This window comes from Nitrospirota bacterium, from assembly GCA_030684575.1.
GTDB lineage: Bacteria > Nitrospirota > Nitrospiria > Nitrospirales > Nitrospiraceae > Palsa-1315.
The window spans coordinates 594,838-613,693 of sequence record JAUXVD010000008.1 but is presented as its reverse complement, the minus strand read 5'-3'; the positions used below and the strand labels follow the sequence as shown (position 1 = coordinate 613,693).

At 57.1% G+C, this 18,856-nt stretch carries 16 protein-coding genes; 6 read left to right on the top strand and 10 right to left on the bottom strand.

Annotated elements, in window-relative coordinates; translation table 11 throughout:
• Positions 1 to 349 precede the first annotated feature (349 nt).
• The 6 genes from Q8N00_06100 to ilvD all read left to right on the top strand — a co-directional run bounded on the left by Q8N00_06100 (position 350) and on the right by ilvD (position 6,020).
• Positions 350 to 1,288 (top strand): ATP-binding protein, encoded by a 939-nt coding sequence (locus tag Q8N00_06100; GenBank protein MDP2382358.1) that lies wholly within the window; start codon positions 350 to 352, stop codon positions 1,286 to 1,288.
• 193 nt (positions 1,289 to 1,481) lie between these two features.
• Positions 1,482 to 2,510 carry a DnaJ C-terminal domain-containing protein gene (locus Q8N00_06095; GenBank protein ID MDP2382357.1) on the top strand — a complete coding sequence of 343 codons (1,029 nt, stop codon included), beginning with the start codon at positions 1,482 to 1,484 and terminating at the stop codon, positions 2,508 to 2,510.
• A complete protein-coding gene (locus tag Q8N00_06090; GenBank protein ID MDP2382356.1) occupies positions 2,507 to 3,142 on the top strand; it encodes a MarC family protein in 636 nt (211 codons plus the stop codon). The genes Q8N00_06095 and Q8N00_06090 overlap by 4 nt, the downstream gene beginning before the upstream one ends.
• Positions 3,143 to 3,193: 51 nt before the next feature.
• Entirely contained in the window at positions 3,194 to 3,814 is a 621-nt protein-coding gene (locus Q8N00_06085) for a periplasmic heavy metal sensor (protein MDP2382355.1), read from the top strand.
• A gap of 186 nt (positions 3,815 to 4,000) precedes the next feature.
• Positions 4,001 to 4,339, top strand: coding sequence for a PepSY domain-containing protein (locus Q8N00_06080; GenBank protein MDP2382354.1), 339 nt, complete (start codon positions 4,001 to 4,003; stop codon positions 4,337 to 4,339).
• Between the two features lie 7 nt (positions 4,340 to 4,346).
• Positions 4,347 to 6,020: a dihydroxy-acid dehydratase gene (ilvD, locus tag Q8N00_06075; GenBank protein ID MDP2382353.1), complete on the top strand. Its 1,674-nt coding sequence runs from the start codon at positions 4,347 to 4,349 to the stop codon at positions 6,018 to 6,020.
• 126 nt (positions 6,021 to 6,146) lie between these two features.
• On the opposite strand, the gene Q8N00_06070 is transcribed toward ilvD, so the two are convergent.
• The 10 genes from Q8N00_06070 to serA form a co-directional block, all read right to left on the bottom strand.
• Complete coding sequence (locus Q8N00_06070; GenBank protein MDP2382352.1) at positions 6,147 to 7,148, bottom strand: serine protease; 1,002 nt, start codon at positions 7,146 to 7,148, stop codon at positions 6,147 to 6,149.
• Between the two features lie 217 nt (positions 7,149 to 7,365).
• Complete coding sequence (locus tag Q8N00_06065; protein MDP2382351.1) at positions 7,366 to 8,484, bottom strand: DegT/DnrJ/EryC1/StrS family aminotransferase; 1,119 nt, start codon at positions 8,482 to 8,484, stop codon at positions 7,366 to 7,368.
• A 125-nt stretch (positions 8,485 to 8,609) separates the two neighbouring features.
• Positions 8,610 to 9,371 (bottom strand): ABC transporter permease subunit, encoded by a 762-nt coding sequence (locus Q8N00_06060; GenBank protein MDP2382350.1) that lies wholly within the window; start codon positions 9,369 to 9,371, stop codon positions 8,610 to 8,612.
• Complete coding sequence (locus tag Q8N00_06055) at positions 9,368 to 10,333, bottom strand: ABC transporter ATP-binding protein (GenBank protein ID MDP2382349.1); 966 nt, start codon at positions 10,331 to 10,333, stop codon at positions 9,368 to 9,370. Before Q8N00_06055 ends, Q8N00_06060 begins: the two co-directional genes overlap by 4 nt.
• 3 nt (positions 10,334 to 10,336) lie before the next feature.
• Entirely contained in the window at positions 10,337 to 11,299 is a 963-nt protein-coding gene (locus Q8N00_06050; GenBank protein ID MDP2382348.1) for a hypothetical protein, read from the bottom strand.
• 91 nt (positions 11,300 to 11,390) lie between these two features.
• A complete protein-coding gene (locus Q8N00_06045; GenBank protein MDP2382347.1) occupies positions 11,391 to 11,987 on the bottom strand; it encodes a prepilin-type N-terminal cleavage/methylation domain-containing protein in 597 nt (198 codons plus the stop codon).
• A 478-nt stretch (positions 11,988 to 12,465) separates the two neighbouring features.
• Positions 12,466 to 14,319, bottom strand: coding sequence for a tetratricopeptide repeat protein (locus Q8N00_06040; protein ID MDP2382346.1), 1,854 nt, complete (start codon positions 14,317 to 14,319; stop codon positions 12,466 to 12,468).
• Positions 14,320 to 14,455: 136 nt separating this feature from the next.
• A complete protein-coding gene (gene dnaB / locus Q8N00_06035; protein ID MDP2382345.1) occupies positions 14,456 to 15,811 on the bottom strand; it encodes a replicative DNA helicase in 1,356 nt (451 codons plus the stop codon).
• Positions 15,808 to 17,214 carry an ATP phosphoribosyltransferase regulatory subunit gene (gene hisZ, locus Q8N00_06030; GenBank protein MDP2382344.1) on the bottom strand — a complete coding sequence of 469 codons (1,407 nt, stop codon included), beginning with the start codon at positions 17,212 to 17,214 and terminating at the stop codon, positions 15,808 to 15,810. The genes dnaB and hisZ overlap by 4 nt, the downstream gene beginning before the upstream one ends.
• Positions 17,215 to 17,241: 27 nt before the next feature.
• Positions 17,242 to 18,825, bottom strand: a complete 1,584-nt coding sequence (serA, locus tag Q8N00_06025; GenBank protein ID MDP2382343.1) for a phosphoglycerate dehydrogenase — start codon at positions 18,823 to 18,825, stop codon at positions 17,242 to 17,244.
• Positions 18,826 to 18,856: the final 31 nt, after the last annotated feature.

The following is an 18,856-nucleotide window of genomic DNA, read 5'->3' as shown; positions in this document are numbered from 1 at the left end:
GCGCGAAGCGAATGCCAACGTTTGTAAACCGAACTATCTAGTCATGCAAGAATAAAATTACGGAAATACCAGCGTCTCCCTATGCGTCCCCCCCCGTGGTACGCATAGGGCTGATTCTGTTTCACGAAATTTCACAATGACCCCATTCACGACCGACGGACCCCACCCATACAATGCTGCCTGCTGGCACTCGCAATCGGCATTTGCATTCCTCCCAACCCAGGTCTTATGATCGAACTCGTTCAACTCATGGCGCCCGTTCATTCACTGGATTGTTTCGTTGATCTGGCCCAATCTGGGCAGACCGAATAAACCAGACAAACCCTACAACGCTCCTCACACCAGAATTATGAATTGCACAAAATGTAAAACCAAAGCGGTCATCGGCCTCCCCCGCCACAATGCGGCCTTCTGCAAAGGCTGCTTCAATGGCTTCGTGCACGATCAGGTGGCGCGGGCGATCAAGTCGGAATGGATGTTCGGCAAAGAGGAACGGATTCTCGTCGCCGTGTCAGGCGGGAAGGACAGCCTGGCGCTCTGGGACATTCTCCTCAAGCTGGGCTATCGGGCCGATGCGCTCTATGTGAATCTCGGCATCGGGGCCTATTCTGAGCAGTCGCATGCGAAGGTGACAAAATTCGCCGAGGCGGTTGCCGCCTCCCATGGAGCCAAGCTGCATCTCCACACCGTCGAACAGGAAGCCGGCGCAGGGATCAAGGAACTGGCCATGCTCATCCATCGCCCCACCTGTTCGACCTGTGGGACGATCAAACGGTACCAGTTCAATCGCGTGGCGATCGAGCAGGAATACGATGTCATGGCTACGGGCCATAATCTCGACGACGAAGCGGCCAGACTGCTGGGCAACGTGCTGCATTGGCAGGAAGAATACCTCGATAAGCAGGGTCCCTCGTTACCGGCCTCGGTGGCAGGCTTTGCCAAAAAGGTGAAACCCCTCTACCGGCTCTCTGAACGGGAACTGGCCGCCTATGCGGTCTTGAACCGGATCGACTACATCGTCGAAGAATGCCCCATGGCCAAAGGCTCCAAGACGCTCCAGTACAAGGAGGTCTTGAACCGTTTGGAAACCGAGTCGCCAGGCACCAAACAGACGTTCTATTGGGGATTTCTTGAGAAGCAAAAAAAGAAGCAGCCCACGGCGACAACCATGACGGAAAAGGACCGGGCCGTCCTCCACCCCTGCACCTCGTGCAGCCAGCCCACCACAGCCGAAGTCTGCTCCTACTGCAAGATGATGGCGCGGGCAAAGACCGTCGTCCCACAGTGACAAACACACCTCTCCGCACCCTTCATCAGTACTTGAAAAGCCCTGATCGACCCCGTAAGCTGCTGTAGAAACAGTGATGAGTGATCAGTGACTGGTGCGTTGGTCATTCCTGCATAGCGACTTCCTTCATTAGACGGTCATTTCGCTTGCCTATCACTCATCACCCGTCACCCATCACGCTCGATCGACAACTATGGCAACCACAGAACGCGACTACTACCAGGTGCTCGGACTCCCTAAATCTGCCTCAGCAGATGACATTAAAAAAGCCTATCGCCGTCTCGCCCGTCAGGTCCATCCCGATCTCCACAGCGGTTCAAAGAAGTCCGAGATGGAGAAGAAGTTCAAAGAACTGAACGCGGCGCATGAAGTCCTGGGCGATCCGGATAAACGCAAAAAATACGATCAGCATGGCGCTAACTGGGAGCAAGCCGAGGCCTATGAGCAGGCACGCCGCCAGGCCGGAGCCCAGGGGTTCGGCCAGAACCAGGCGCCCGGCGGAGAAGGTTTTTCCGACATCTTCGAAAATCTGTTCAAGGGGCGAGGGCGAGGCGGCACTGGTCGCGGTTTTGCCATGCAGGGCGAAGACCTTGAGACGGAAGTGCAGCTCACGCTGGCCGAGGTGTTCACCGGCGTGACGAAGCGTATGACCCTGCAAGAGCCCGTGCCCTGTACCACCTGTCGCGGAAGCGGCGCCCTTCGTGGGCGAACCTGCCCGACCTGCCAAGGGCACGGCGCGACGCTGCAACCGAATACCATCGAAGTGCGCATCCCCGCCGGGGTCCAGGATGGCACAAGGGTTCGCGTGGCCGGCAAAGGACAGGCCGGCGCCAACGGCGGCAAATCGGGCGATTTGTACCTGCGCGTGACGATCGCTCCGGATAACGTCTTTCGCCGGCAGGGGAGCGACATTCATGTCTCCCTCCCTGTCTTCCCCTGGGAAGCGGCCTTGGGCGCTGAAGTGATGGCCCCGACCTTGATGGAACCAGTTCGAATGAAAGTTCCGCCTGGCAGTCGGGCTGACAGCAAACTCAGGCTCAAGGGCAAGGGCCTCCCTGCCGCAGCCGGCGGACATGGCGATCTCTTCCTGACCATTCAAATCGTGATGCCCCCCTCCATGACCGACGAGGAACGCGCACTCTACGGCCAACTTGGAGCCATCGAGCATCAGGATCCGCGAGCCGAACTGCTCGCGCAGGCCCGCCGCCGATCGCACCCATGACGCTCACGGAATACGCAGTCTTGTCGTTCAGCTCTCTCTTTGTCATCGTCGATCCCATCGCCACGGTCCCGGCATTTTTGGCCATGACGGCACGCGATTCGGTCGGCCACCGGCTTCAGATGGCTCGCACCGCCTGCCTCGTGGCCGTCGGCATCTTGATGGGATTTGCGCTCATCGGCCAGCAGCTCTTTACCCTCTTGGGAATCACGCTCCCAGCCATCCAAGTGGCCGGGGCACTCGTACTCTTATTGGTCGCCCTCGATATGTTGCGTGCACAGCGGTCTCCGGTCCAGGAAACGGCGGCCGAAACGGCTGAAGGCACGACGAAAGACGACATTGCCATTACGCCGCTGGCCGTCCCGATGTTGGCCGGCCCTGCTGCAATATCGACCGTGATTCTACTGGAAGCGCAGGCGGTCTCCTGGGCTCAACGGGGCATGTTGTTGGCTTGCGTTGTCTTGGTCGGTCTGGCAAGCTACATCACCTTGGCCATCGGAGCCTCCAGTGCGAAGTGGATGAGTCCGATCGTTGAGAAAATTATCACGCGCTTGATGGGGCTGGTGCTGGCGGCCCTGGCGGTACAGTTCCTCTTCAATGGACTCAAAAGCGAGCAGGGGTTACTGGGGCAATAGGCAAAAGACATTTTTCATGTTTTCATATCGGTTCAACCTAAGGAGGTCTTCATGACGCGGAGCACAGGGACGATCGCAACATTCGGTCTCGCATCCATTTTCGCCCTCACCGTTGGGGTGAACGGGGTCTGGGCTAACGAGCCAGGCTACGGTAAGGAAGGCCATGCCGAAGGCGGACATGGTTCGATGGGGGGACATGGCGCGGGCATGATGCACAACAGCACCGGCCATCTGATCCGGCATCTGCTCAAGCACGAAAAGGAAATCGGGTTGACGGCGGAGCAAGTGGCAAAACTCAAGGACATGCAACTCAACCTGGACAAGACTCGCATTAAGAGCGAGGCCGATATTCAGGTGGCGGAGCGCGAGTTAAAGGCCTTGACCGAGGATGAAAAGTCCGATTTGGGAGCGATCGAAGCCAAGTTGAAGCAGAGCGGTGATCTGCAGGCCGGCTTGCGCATGACCGCCATCAAGGCCAAACGGGATGTGCTCGCCCTCTTGACTCCGGAGCAGCGCACCAAGGAGAAGGCCGAGCATGACAAGGTGATGCAGCAGCATAAGGGGGACAGCAAGGGTTACGGCAGCCCCCATGGCGGCGCCATGAAAAGCAACCCGCACAAGAGCGGCGATGCAGCTCATCCGGCACCTCCAGCGAGCATGAAAGTACAGTAGTTCAGAGCAGGAAGGGCACGCATGTGCAGGCTGTTCAAAAAGGCCGTCCGGCAAGGCCGCAGCGAACGAAGGGGCGAGGCGTACGCTTCGGTACGTTGAGCCTCTGAGCGATGCGAGAACGAAGCCGGCGGACTGTTTCAACAGCCGACGAGCAGGCAACCGGGTGATCCACCAAGGAGGTGCAGCATGAGAACATTGGGAATTATCTCAGCGGGCGTCGTGGGGATATTGTTCGCGGTGGGATCCACAGCTTGGGCTGACGGCAAGGACGCCAAGGTCACGGACCTCGTCAAGGATGCGAAAGTGACCATCGAGCAGGCGATCAAGACCGCCTCTGAGAAAGTGCCGGGAACGGTCGTCGAAGCAGAACTCGAAAAGAAACATGATAAGACCATCTGGGAAGTTGAGGTCCTTGGCGCGGATGGAAATGTCACGGAAGTCCACATCGACGCCGCCACCGGCACCGTGATCGATACGGAAGCGAAGAAGGACGAGAAGAAAAAAGAAGGCAAGAAAGGAAAGTAGTTACGCCATGCCGAAAGAGTTGAAACTGATAAGCCGCAATTTGCTAGCCGGGCCCGATCGGGCACCGGCCCGCGCCATGATGAAAGCCGTGGGATTTACCGATGAGGACCTGTCTCGTCCGATCATCGGCGTCGCCAATACCTGGATCGAGGTTATGCCCTGCAACTTCCACCTGCGCCGATTGTCGGAGCGGGTGAAGGCCGGCATCAGAGCCGCAGGCGGCACCCCCGTCGAATACAACACGATCGCCGTGTCGGACGGCATTTCGATGGGCACCGAAGGGATGAAGGCTTCGCTGATCAGCCGGGAAGTGATTGCCGACTCGATCGAACTCGTGGCTCGCGGACACCTCTTTGACGGCGTGGTGGCACTCTCCGGCTGCGACAAGACCATCCCAGGCACCGTGATGGCGCTCGCTCGCCTAAACCTGCCCTCGGTGATGCTCTACGGCGGCTCGATCATGCCGGGCCAGTTCCAAGGTCATGACGTGACCATTCAAGACGTATTCGAAGCGGTCGGGAAACATGCAGCCGGCACGATGAGCGATGCCGAGCTCAAAGATCTCGAAGACCATGCCTGCCCTGGCCCTGGCGCCTGTGGAGGCCAGTTCACGGCCAATACCATGGCGATCGCCTTCGAGTTCCTCGGCATCTCGATGATGGGACGGAATGGCGTGCCGGCCATGGATCAAAAGAAAGACGACGTGGCCTTCGAATGCGGCGTGATGGTCATGGATCTGCTCAAACGAGACCTGCGCCCCAAGCAGATCATCACGCGGAAATCGCTGGAGAATGCCATTGCCGCGGTCGCGACCACCGGCGGATCGACGAATGCCGTATTGCATCTACTCGCCATCGCACGCGAAGCCGGTATCAAGTTGAGCATCGACGACTTCGACAAGATCAATCGGAAGGTGCCGTTGCTCGCCGACCTGAAGCCTGGTGGACGATTTACCGCGTCGGATCTGTATGCAGCTGGAGGGACCACCTTGGTCGCCAAACGACTGCTCGATGCCGGGATCCTGCATGCCAACCAACCGACCGTGACCGGACGAACGATTGGTGAAGAGGCCAAAGACGCCAAGGAAACTCCGGGCCAACAAGTGCTTCGGCCCCTCTCGAATCCCATCAAGAAAACCGGTGGGCTTGTCATCTTAAAGGGGAACCTTGCGCCAGATGGCTGCGTTTTGAAGGTGGCCGGACATTCAATCATGACATTCCGCGGCCCTGCGAAAGTCTACAATCGGGAAGAGGATGCCTTTGCCGCCGTGCAATCCCGAAAAATCAAAGCGGGCGATGTCGTAGTGATTCGCTACGAAGGCCCGTCCGGTGGCCCAGGCATGAGAGAAATGCTGGGCGTGACCGCGGCCATCGTCGGGGCAGGTTTGGGCGATTCCGTTGCGCTCCTCACCGATGGCCGCTTCTCCGGCGCCACACATGGGCTGATGGCAGGCCATGTCGCACCGGAGGCCATCAAGGGCGGCCCGATCGGCGCCGTGAAGAACGGCGATATGATCGCCTTCGATATTGCCAAACGAACGCTGACCCTGGAGGTTTCACAGAAAGAGATCAAGGCCAGGCTCAAGAAGGTCAAACAGCCAGCGCCACGCTACACCTCAGGCGTCATGGGCAAGTATGCGCGGCATGTCTCCTCTGCGTCGGAAGGGGCGATCACCACGTAGGAATGAACAAGGTCGCGGCTGGATTATTCGGCTAGCAGTACAAGGTTATCAGTTCACAGCCTGTGCGTTCGGCATGTCGTGCCGGGCGCACAGACTGTACTCATTACGCACAGATCTCTCTCGCGCTTATCTCCCCTTCATCCGTCCACGCATCTCCGACATCATGCTGTCGAGGTCGGCTTCCGCCTTCGCACGATCGCTAACCAACTCATCGAGGTTGTAGGGACGAACCGGTGCCGGCTGAATCACTTCCGGCTTCATGGTCTGCTTGAGCGGCAAGTCAAGCTGAAGAGGCCGGACTGGTTTGGTTTGTGGCTGCACCGACGGGGCAGATGGTTGGTCGGTCGCAGGCTGCATCTGTCCGCTTGGCAGCGGCGTCCCTCGTCCAGCTCGTCCCCCCACGCCCTGTTCCCGCAACCATTGCGTCGCCACACTCGACTTCAGCGAAAAACTAATACTCGTGATCGGAAGGCCGTCAGAGGCAACACGAGCAATCGCCGTATTCACCCCGACCATATGCCCCTCACCATCGAGCAATGGACCACCTGAATTGCCACGATTCAGCCCTGTCTCCGTTTGAAAGACGTGTTTTCCCCTGACCCCATTGAAATTATCAACCTCGGCGCTAATCACGCCTGTGGTGAGTGTCCACAGTCCACCCTGTTCAGGATGGCCAATCGCGACCACATGATCCCCGATCCTCGCCTGGCCTGACTCACTGACATCGACGACAGGGAGCACTTCGGTCACACCTTCGAGCTTCAACAGGGCCAGGTCTAATGGTTGCGAATAGGCCACGACCTTGGCGCGGACCATCCGGGAAAGATCGCTCTTGGAATCGCCCGTGACCCTGGCCGGCTTGAGAAAAACAGATAGGCGGGCGAACGGTTTCCCTGTCTGCTCTTCGATCACCACATGGGCATTCGTCAGGACCAATCCGTCCGCCTGAATGATCGAACCGGTTCCGCCACTCCCCTTCCTGCCGCCATCCGCATACCCCATCACCATCACCACGGCCGGCGACGCCTGCTCATAAATCTCTCGAGGCGATAAATCCTTGGCAATGGCCATCGGGCTCCAGATCAAAGATACGACGCACAGGACTGCCCACGTCATTGACCTCATCATGGCCTCCTTCTCTGGCAGGGTAGTCAAGCGCGACTGGCGGGACGGTCGAGACGAGATAGAGATCCAATCTATCCATGTCGCTCCGTTCTCACAGGATGCTCAAAAAGTCCATCCAGCAAGGCCGCAGGCGGAGCAAGAACCGGAGGCGTACCCTCAGGGGTACGTTGAGGATTCTTGCGAGCCGAGAACGCCGCTGGTGGACTGTTTCAGCATCCTGCTAGGCGCGCCGATAGAACTCTGCAATCATCTCAACCACGTAAACCTGCTGCGCTTCCGTCAGTTCGGCATAGATTGGAAGCGACATCACCTCTTCAGCCGCCTGCTCTGAGAGAGGGAACGATCCCTTCTGATGACCTAAATCGCGATAACACTGTTGGAGGTGCATTGGAAGCGGGTAGTACACTTCCGTGCCGACCCCCTTCTCTTTCAAGAAGGTGCGCAACTCGTCGCGCTTCTGGACTCGCACCGTAAACTGGTTATAGACATGGAAATTTCCTGGCGCCGTAGGTGGCAGCGTCACTCGATCCGTATGTTTCGTTCTGGCGAACAACTGCTGATACCGTTCGGCGTTCCGGCGGCGCCCCTCGGTCCATTGGTCGAGATACTTCAATTTGATCTGGAGCACGGCTGCCTGGAGTGCGTCCAGCCGGCTATTGATGCCGATCGCCTCATGGAGGTAACGGACCTGACTCCCATGCACACGGAGCATCGACATGGAATCGGCAAGCGTCTTGTCGTTGGTCGTAATGAGACCGCCATCGCCGAACCCGCCTAAGTTTTTTGTAGGGAAGAAGCTGAAACAACCGGTATCGCCGAGAACCCCGGCACGCTTCCCCTGCTGACCGGCGCCGATGGCCTGGCAGGCATCTTCGATGACGTAGATCTTCTTCCGCTTGGCCATCTCGTTGATCGCAGCCATGTCCGCACATTGCCCAAAGAGGTGCACGGGCATGATGGCTTTTGTGCGAGGTGTGATCGCTTGCTCGATCAGCTTGGGGTCGATGTTGAACGTATCCGGCTGAATGTCCACAAACACCGGCTTCGCGCCCAATCGTGAAATCGCGCCCGCCGTGGCAAAAAATGTGAACGGGACGGTGATGACCTCATCGCCGGCTTTCACACCCATAGCCATCAGGGAGAGCAACAGCGCATCGCTCCCGGAGGCGCAGCCGATCGCGTAACGAGACCCGATATACTTGGCAACGGATTCCTCGAACGCCACGACGCGCGGCCCCAGGATAAATCCCTGCTCGTCACAGACCGTTTCTAGCTCCGCCATGATCTCAGCACGGAGAGGCTGGAACTGAGCTTTCAAATCAAGCAATGGCACATTCATCGAAGCGGCACTCCCGTATGAATTTCAACGCACGAAGGACCAACAAGGCAGTCGCGACACTCCCCTTCAATACCTTGCTCCTTAATATAATGCAAGAGGAGAATCAGAACCGATGGCTGGCAGGCTTAGCGGAAGTCGCGTCGTTGAAAAATGAGGCTGGCCATGAAGAGGAGCAACGCCGTGTATGCCGCTCCATAGGCGACGATCAGCATCAGATCCGAGCCACTGACTTCCAGATGATGCACGACATGGCCCTTCAAGTTGAAGCGCTCGAGGTTTGGGAGGAGATAGTAGATCCCGTTCAGGATTCCCCGGCTGAGACCATCCATCTTCGCCCCGAATGTTTTCAGGTCGGCCGTGAGATGTCCGATCACATACAGCGCCAGCGTGAAGATGGCGCTCAGGGTCGCGCTCGTAAACGTGGAAAACAGGAGGGCGACCGCCGTGACCACCATGAACTCGACAAAAATCAGCGCCAGTGCCTTGAAGAGCACCCCCTCGATGGGAACCTCTTGGGCATAGAGCACCACCAAAAGTCCCAGCGCCATAATCGCCGTGTTGACGAATAGGGTGATCGTGAGCCCAAGATATTTCCCGAGCAGAAATTGGTAACGCGCCACTGGCTTGGACACAATCGTATAGATGGTCTTCTTTTCAATCTCCTTGCTCACCAGTCCGATCCCGACAAATATCGCAATCAACACCCCGAAGAAATTAATACTCCCGAGCCCAAGATCCAGGATGAGCCGGTGGAACTCTCCCAAGGTGAGCCGTGACAGGAGCACCGAGCTACCGATCATGAGCAGGGCAAACACCAACAGATTATAGAGCAACTTATCCCGCAGGTTTTCCCGGAATGTATTCAGCGCGATCGACAGAATCTTCATGCGCGATGCTCCGACGGACTCTGATGTTCTTCGACCTCCCGAATGAAGAGGTCCTCCAATGAACCCTTCTGAGGATTGAGCGACACCAGACAAGCCTTCGCCGCGCGTATAATCTCCAGCGCCCCCTCCACCTGTTGCTGGCTCTTCAGTACCACCAGCATCCGGTCCCCCTGCATGACCACTTTATCGGCGAGCGGACGGAGGTGATCTAATCCAGCAGGGGTCAGACGATCCACGACCAGTTCCACTTGATGGTTCGCCCCTTGATCTAACAAATCGGTCACACGGCCACAGGCCACCAGCCGCCCCTTCAGGATCATCGCGACCCGATCGCACAACACTTCGGCATCGTGCAAGATGTGGGAGCTGAACATGACCGTCTTCCCGGACTCTTTGAGACGGAAAATCAGATCGCGGACTTCTTTCCGCCCGATGGGGTCCAGCCCGGACATGGGTTCGTCCAGCACCACCAACTCCGGATCGTTGATCATGGCTTGTGCGATCCCTATCCGCTGCAACATGCCTTTTGAGAACTTCCTGAGCTGGAGATTCTGCGCATGCGTCATGCCGACCAACTCTAGGAGTTCGTCAATTCGCTTATTCAAAACAGCGCCCCACAGCCCGAACAAATGTCCGTAGAACCCAAGAAACTCACGGCTCGTGAGGTAGTCGTAAAAATATGGCGACTCGGGAAGAAAGCCCAGCCTGGACTTGGTCTGCGGATCGCCCAGATCCCGCCCGAACAGCTGCGCGCGCCCGCTCGTCGGATAGATGAGCCCCATCAACATCTTGATGGTCGTGGTTTTCCCCGCGCCATTCGGGCCAAGAAAACCAAACACTTCCCCACGCCGGACTTCGAGACTGAGGCCATCCACAGCGGTAACGCGCTTCCCCCAAAATCCCACGTGGAAGATCTTCGACAGTTGCTCTGTCTGTACGACAAGATCGGAACTAGGCGTCATGGCTCACTCCCATGTCCTAGGAAAACTATAGGAAGGCTCTACCTTGGGGAAAATGTAGGCCAGCGGTTTTTTACGCTTAAAAAACGTGCGCAGCCGATCCGGATGAGTCGAACTAGAGATCGCGCCAGTCGTGGGTTCCACCCGATAGTCTCCTCCAAACGGCTCCGCTGGTAGCATCGGAAGGATTCCCGCTGTCACGAGATCCGTGAGTCTCACAGGAAAAGAATAATGTTTCGTCCAATAGATGTCCACAGCATGCTCTAGGATACGAAGATCCCGTTCGATGATAACTTCTTTCGCCCTGCTCGCCAAGGATTCTCGCGTCTGAGGGTCCTGCGTCTCCAGCAAACGGGCTTCAAGAAACGCCAGCGCCGTCTCAGGACTCCCCGCCTCCGCCGCCATGCGAGTAGCGAGGCCTGGAAGATAGGCCGGGCGGCCTGGCAAACTAGCCGCTTGCATAATGTACTCTGCCCCCTTGGCTGGATCGCCGAGCAGAAAATAATGGTTGTATCCGATTAGAAAGGGGATGTACCAGACCTCAGGATTCGCGTCAGCACCTTTTCCAAGCAGCCGGTTGCCTAAGTCAGGGCGGTTGGCGAGATCGCCGAGGATATTGCCCCCGACATAGTAGGCGTAGGCATACTGGGGATCGAGGGTGGTGATCACGTCCAACGCGTGATACATCCATTCATACTCGTCTGCGCTATTTCGCTTATTCCCGGCAACCTGCAGCAAGCTAAGCCAGAGAAAATCAGCCCCTAAGTGATGATAGCCGAGCAACGCCGGTTTGAGGTACTCGCCCTTGGGAAGACTCGCGAGACCTTGGATTTGGGAGGAAGTCCGATCTTGCACCTGGTCCAGTCTCTGCTGGAGCAGAACCACTGCCCCGAGAGCTAGACAGGCACTGACTCCGATGAGTAGCGGCGTCAACCAGTCGAACCGTTGATCGTGGCGGGCGGAGAGCATGTGTGCAGGAATCATACAAGAAAGACTTGAGCGAAATAAGCGTTTCGCCGGCCACAAGAGTGGCCGGCGAAAATGAGCGAATCAGACGGATCTAGTAGAATCCGATTGAACAGTCCTGGGCTCCTTGATCACTACTCGCCCCCCAGATTGAGAGATTCGCATCCCCATCCAAATTCGATGTGGCAGAGGCGAGAACCCCGATATCAGTACCCACTGCGACTCCGCTAGCCACGGCCGCGGGGGCCGGACAGGCTGCAATGGGGGCGACAAGGGCTGAACCTCCAGTTGCATACCTAAAGTTTGTAACACCCGATGCGACAAACCCGATGTCGGTGAACGTACCGACGAATACCGCACCAGCACCAGTACAAAATACCGTACCAGCCGCACTGGCTGGATAAAGGATCGCCGAGGGCCAGGCAACACCAACTGTCTTGGTACCCGCAGCTGGGGCTATTACGCCAAGTGCTGGTGATGGAATGCCGAGATAGCAGCCGCGTTCTGCCTGAAAGGCGATCAATGATGTCTTAATCGCGCCCAGGTTCACCTTGGCTTCCGACTGCCGCGACTTCAACTGATAGGTCAGGAAGTTCGGGATGGCGATGGCCGCCAAGATTCCGATGATCGCCACAACGATCATCAACTCGATGAGGGTGAAACCCTCTTGTTTACGCAATGCCTTAAACATCGTACTGCCTCCTTGTTGATGGTTCACTGACCTTCCCCCTTCACACCCTGATTTTCTCTTACCAGGATTCACATCTTTGTCTGCTGCCTTACCCTTTAGCAGGTTCGATGCCGGAGATGAGCGCAGGGAGATAAATACTGAGTTATATTAAATATCATATGGTTGCGATGTTCATCCTACGATACAAGAGACCATGGGAGGAAAATTCACTCCAGTTTTTGCTTTGACCTGCCAATATTTGTCGTCCATTGTACGGAGCCTGGAGCTCACTGCAGCTTCTTGGATGTCGGGATGGCTCAGATAGAGTCTCCAACAGTCTGGAGTTCATAGCCCCGTGATACCAACGAGTTAGCTGATAATTCTGAGACTAAGAAGTCTGATTAGCGGTGGCATCGCTGGTCCAAATGGATCGCACCGTCATATGGGGAGGCGTTTAGAGTAGCGGAGACGGTAAGAAAATAAGAAAGGCGATAGGTGACTAGGGGTTGGGTGACTGACTCTGTATCTTCTCTGATACACGCCGTTTAGCCTGTTGGATACGTTCCTCCTTGGCGGGATCGCCCATCCCGAGGTCACGAAATCGGTCCATCAGCTTCGTATTGGAGGGATCAAGTTCCAGCGCATGGAGCCAGGCCTCGCGGGCCTCTGAGAGGTTCTGTTGCTTCGCGTAGATATCGCCGAGATGCTCGTAGAGCACCGGATCGTTCCCAGCGAGCGTAAGCGCATGTTTCATCTCGGTCAATGCCTCGGTCAACAAGCCGGACTTAAACAGAGCCCAGGCGAGGCTATCGACATAGTACCCATTACTCGGTTTCAGCGCGACGGCCTGCCTGGTCAAGGAAAGTGCTTGCTCAATCTTGAGCCCTCGCTCTGCATAGCTATAACCCAGATAGTTGAGCGCATCGGCATGATGGGGATCCAGCTTAATCGCGGTCTCCATGACGCGCACCACGTCCTCGAAGCGATTGAGCTTGTCATAGGCCGTGCCGAGATTAAAGTGCAAGTCGGCACTCGCGGGGTTCTGGCTGATGCCTTCTTCTAGAGCCCTGACGGCATCATCGAACTGGTCCTGCTGCAGATAGGTCAATCCCAGCACAATGTGGGATTCTGGCTGCTTCGGATTGATCGTAATCGCCTTGGTCAAATGCGTGATGGCCTCAGGAAATTGCTTCAATCGATAGAACAACACGCCGAGATGCAGATGCCCTTCGAAGTAGGACGGCTCCAGTTGAACATTAAAGGTATAGGTCTCGATGGCCTTCTTCGTATCTTTAGCCTCCTCGTAGAGAAACCCAAGGTAATCTCTGATTTTGAGCTCCGTCGGGCGCGCCTTGAGAATCTGGAGCAGCTGGTCGATGGCCTTGGGATATTCTTTCTCTTCCCCATACACAAGCGCCAGTCGAAGCTGGGCATCAAGATCCGACGGATCTTCCGTCAGCAAATCGCTCAACTCTTTCCTGGCGCCCGGGAAGTCCTTTGCCGCCACATAGAGCCGCACCAACTGGTGCCGGATATCCCGGTTTCGCGGATTCACCGTCTGGAGATATTTCCGCAACACCGAGACCGCTCGCTCCTGATCCTGGCGTGATTCATAGATCGACGCGAGAGCAAGATAGGCCGGTTCAAATGAGGCATTGACTGTAATCGCCCGCTCCAGACTTGCCGCCGCCTCTTCCCCTTTTCCCTCATCGAGGAGGATACGCCCCAGATGATAATACCCGACTGCCGATTCGGGAACCCGTGCCAGACCAGCTCGAACAGCCTGCTCGGCCTCGGGCTGCCGTTTCAGATTCAGGAGCAGTAGGCCCTTTGTAAAATAGGGGTCACCGGATGTCGGGTCGACTTCGATCGCCCGATCCAGCAAGGTTACCGCCCGCTCTCCCTGCCCCGCGCTGGCTAAGATGCCGGCCATCTGTGTGAGCAATTGAGCGTCTTGGCTTGCTCCCTCTGCGGCCTGATCCGCATAACGAACGGCATTGGGCACATCGCCCAACGAAAAGTAGAGACCGGCCAGCCTTGCGTTCACAGACTGGGACCTGGGATCCGTCTTCAGCGCGGCCTGATATTCCTGAATGGCACGATCCATGTCTTGCGCAAGTTCGGCTTGGTATCCGAGCATAAAATGGAAAGAGGCTGCGGCATCGGGAGAATGGATTGAGGACATGGCCTTGGGCACGTTGGCAGTGGTGAGCGGTTCTTTCGGCGCGTGAGGCGCTGTGGCGCAGGCCACGAGTGCGAAGGGCACCAGCGCGCCCGCCACTCCTCTGAGTAACGAACGGCCTCGGCTACTCGCCGTTCGACTCAGGATGAAGCCTATCGTGAAAATTTGCACGATCCCCTTGCTGGATGTAGCATAACGGCTCAGGTGCTCAGGCTGAAGACCGAAGGCTAAAAACCTTCAGCCTATCTACCTTCAGCCTCTCTGCCTATGTAGGTCAGAAAGATTATACGAGTGGGATGGGACCGGGTCAAACGACTTCGCGATTATCGAGGCTTTCGAACTTGGCAAAACGATCGTGGAAGAAGAGTTCTTTTTTTCCGATCGGACCGTTCCGATGTTTACTGATGAGAATATCGGCAATGCCCTTCCGTTCGGAGTTCTGGTCATAGACCTCCTCACGGTAGATGAACATCACGACGTCGGCGTCCTGTTCGATCGCGCCGCTCTCGCGGAGGTCAGCCAGCATCGGGACTGGCGGCTTCCTGGCTTCCACGGCGCGGCTGAGCTGAGACAGCGCCACAACCGGCACGTTGAGCTCCTTGGCCAAGGCTTTCAGCGAGCGAGAGATGTCAGAAATTTCCTGCTGGCGGGACTCGGAATCGCTCCGCCCCTGCATCAGCTGAAGATAGTCGACGATTAAGAGATCCAGCCCCCGTTCAGCCTTGAGCCGACGTGCCTTACCCCGCATCTGCTGCACGGTAATACCGCCGGTGTCGTCGATGTAGATCTGGGCTTGTTCCAGTCGACCAGCCGCCTCTGCAAGACGCCACCAATCCTCTTTCTGAAGCTTGCCGGTCCTGAGTCCATGGGAATCGACCCGCGCCTCTGAACTCAACATGCGCAACACGATTTGCGGCTTGGACATTTCAAGACTGAAAATTCCCACCACCGCATTCGCGTGAATGGCAGCATGGACGGCCATCCCCAACGCCAAACTGGTCTTTCCCATACTAGGCCGCCCCGCGATCACCACGAGGTCTGACGGTTGGAGCCCGGCGGTGATGTCGTCGAGATCGTAAAATCCGGTAGGAACGCCCGTGACATGCTCTTTTCGCTTCGAGAGCTTATCGACGAGGTCGAGACTTTCCTTAATAATGGAATTAATGGGGGTGAACGACCGATCCAGTTTTCCCTGGACGATGCCGAAGACCGACCGCTCCGCGAAGTCCAGCAGGTCGTCGATGGACGAGCTGCCCTCATACCCGCGCGTGAGGACTTCGGTGGAGGTATTGATCAGCTCCCGCAGCAACGCCTTGTCGCGAACGATCTTGCAGTGATACCGAACATTGGCCGAACTGGCCACGCTCTGCACGAGTTCTGCTAAATACGCCGCGCCACCGACGGCCTCAATTTCCCCCAGCGCTTTCAACCGTTCCGTCAACGTAATCTGATCGATCACTTCTCCGATGTCAGACAATTCCAACATCGCACGGTAAATCTTCCGATGCGACGTCCGGTAGAAGTTCTCTTCGACCAGCAATTCCATTGCCTTGGCCATGGCACTATTGTCGAGAAGAATTGCGCCGAGGACCGATTGCTCAGCCTCCACATTCTGAGGAGGAAGTTTAGGCTGTGAGAGATCGACGGCTGACATGGATTTCATGATCGTTTCTTGGGCTGCCGAAGAGCGCGACGAACCTCGGCCACTAAATCATCAAGCCCAATTTTCTTCGACTGACGGCTGCGATTGCTGGTTCGGCGGCCAGGCAGGTGCGCGGCAAGGGACTCGACCACCAGCACATCATCACGATCTACGCCTGGGGCATCCACAATGACGACTGCCGAAGCCTGCTGGGCCAGCCCCGCCGTCACTGCGGCAGTCACGAGCGCCGCGTCGCTCCCCTTGATCGTCTGCTGTGCCACTCGTGCACCTGTCTGACGCAATCGTGCGGATACCTCCATCAAACGTTGCGTGGCCTTGGGTGGCGCGGCGACAAGATACTCGACTCGCGATGACCCTGCGCCTTCCTCGGGAAAAGCCACGGTGCGAAAGAGCCGATCGACGTCCAAGCCAAAACCGGTTGAAGGCAATGGCCGGCCAAATCGACCCATCAAATGGTCATATCGTCCGCCGCCGCCTAACTCCGCCCCCATCCCTTCGGCGAACACGTCGAAGACGACACCGTCATAATAGTCGAAGCCTCTGAACTCCCCGAGATCCAGGAGGAGTGAATCTTTGTGGCCCGCGGCACAGAGCAGCTGATACACCTGCGTTAGGCGTGCGAGTGGAGCGGTCAATGCCGGATCGCCGGCAGCGAGAACCCGTCCCCGTGCCAAGACTTCCTCTTGGCCATACAGCTCAGGCGCTTCCCGAATCGCACGCGCTGCCGTTTTAGAGATGCGTTCACTCGCCAGCACCTCTTCGAGTCTCGGCAAATCCTTTCGCGCAGCCGCCTGCTCAGCCAGCTTCTGCCCCTGCACTGACAGCCCGGATCTCGAGAGAAGCCCCTTAATAAATCCGACATGCCCTAGCGATACCTTGAACGACTGTAGACCGATCGTGTGGAGACATTCGATCATCAACCCGATCACTTCACTGTCGCTCGTGGCATCGTCCAGGCCGATGAGTTCAGCCCCGACTTGGAAAATTTCGCGCCCGCGCCCGGCATGCTCTGTTTCATACCGAAACACAGAGGTCCGGTACGACAGCCGCAACGGCAACGTCGCGCCCGTGAGCCCCATCGCGACCGTCCTGGCGATCTGCGCCGTGGCATCAGGACGGAGAAGGAGCGTGCGCCCTGTCGTGCGATCGACGAATTGATAGCAGTGATCGATCAGTTCCGGCTCAAGCCCCGGAGCCAAGACATCGAGGTACTCGAATGTGGGAAGAATGATCTCGTCATAGCCCCACCGATTAATATGCGCGAGCAGCTGTCCTTCGAGACGGCGAACCTGCTTCGCCGCATGGGGAAGTATCGTCGCCATGCCCACGGGCACGAGCGAACGCTCGCGGGACGACGAGACCTGTCCCGAAGAGGGGCGCGGCTTCGGTGGAACGGAGACCATAGCTGACCTGGTGGATAGCGCGCGGGGTTAGGATAGAGCCGCGACTTTGACTGAGAGAATATCCTTGCTGGATTTGATCGTCTCAAGCACCGTGTTCGGGAAAACTGCGTCGGAGCCAATGATGAGCAGCGCGGTCCCGCCCCTCTTCTCCAGCGCACATTGCATCCGAACGATGTTGATCTGGTTGTCGCCGAGGACCTTGCCCACCATCCCGATCACTCCTGGACGGTCGACATTGAGGATCAGCAACATGTGCCCTTCCGGCACGACTTCGACATTGAACTGATCGATTTCGACCACGCGCGGATCTTTCTTGTGATAGAGCGTGCCAGCCACCTGGTGCGATTTCTTCCCGGCTTCCACTCGCACACGAATCAGGCTGGTGAAATCGCCCGCGTCGGTGCTCTTCACTTCCTTCACTTCAATTCCGCGTTCCTTCGCCACGATCGGCGCATTCACATAGTTCACGGGCGCTTGCATAATCGGGTTCAGCAACCCCTTCAACACGGCGATCGTGAGCGCGGCGACAGACAGGCCTGCCACCTCCCCGCTGTATTCGACGGTCACACGTTCAAGGCCGCCTTCGCATAACTGGGTCTGCAACTTCCCTAGCTGTTCCGCTAGTGCCAGGTAGGGCTGAAGCCTCGGGAGCAACTCGGGTGAGACGGACGGAATATTGACGGCACCACGGGCAATGCCTTTGGTGAAATAATCGACGACTTGTTCCGCGATGCCGACGGCCACATTCTCTTGCGCTTCGGCTGTCTGGGCTCCGATATGCGGAGTACAGATAAAGTTATCCAGCGTCAACAACGGATGGTCCGCTTTCACCGGCTCTTCTTCAAACACGTCGAACGCAGCGGCCCCCACGCGCTTGACCTTCAACGCATCAAACAGATCACCCTCATGGATAATCCCGCCACGGGCGCAATTGACGATCATCACCCCCGGCTTCATCGTCGAGATCGATTGCGCGTTGATAAGCCCCTTGGTCTCAGGGGTCAGCGGCGTATGCACAGAAATAATATCGGCACGTTTGAAGAGTTCGTCCAGCGGCATCATGGTGACGCCCATCTTCTGCGCGCGCTCTTCAGCTAAATAGGGATCGTAGGCAATGACACTCATGCCGATCCCCTGCGCCAGTTTTGTGAGATGGCTGCCGATTTGGCCCACGCCGACGATGCCCAGCACTTTGTTATAGAGCTCGACGCCCATGAATTTATCTTTTTCCCACTTGCCCGCCTTGATAGAGGCGGTAGCTTGGGGGATACGACGGCTCATCGCCCAGATCATCGACATCGTATGTTCGGCAGTCGTGACAGTATTGCCGCCTGGCGTGTTCATCACCACGATCCCGCGACGCGTTGCGGCCGGCGTATCGACATTATCCAGCCCCGACCCGGCACGTCCGACAATCTTCAACTTCTCGGCTGCCGCAATCAGTTCTGCCGTCACTTTGGTCCCGGACCGCACGATCAAGCCATCGGCATCCTTGATCTCCTTGAATAGCTCTTCTTTTGACATCTTGGATTTCACGACTACCGTGAATCCAGCCTTTTCAAGGAGCTCTACGCCCTGCGTTGACAAACTATCGCTGATGAGAATTTTCATGCCCATTGTGCCTGCCCTATATATAAGTTCC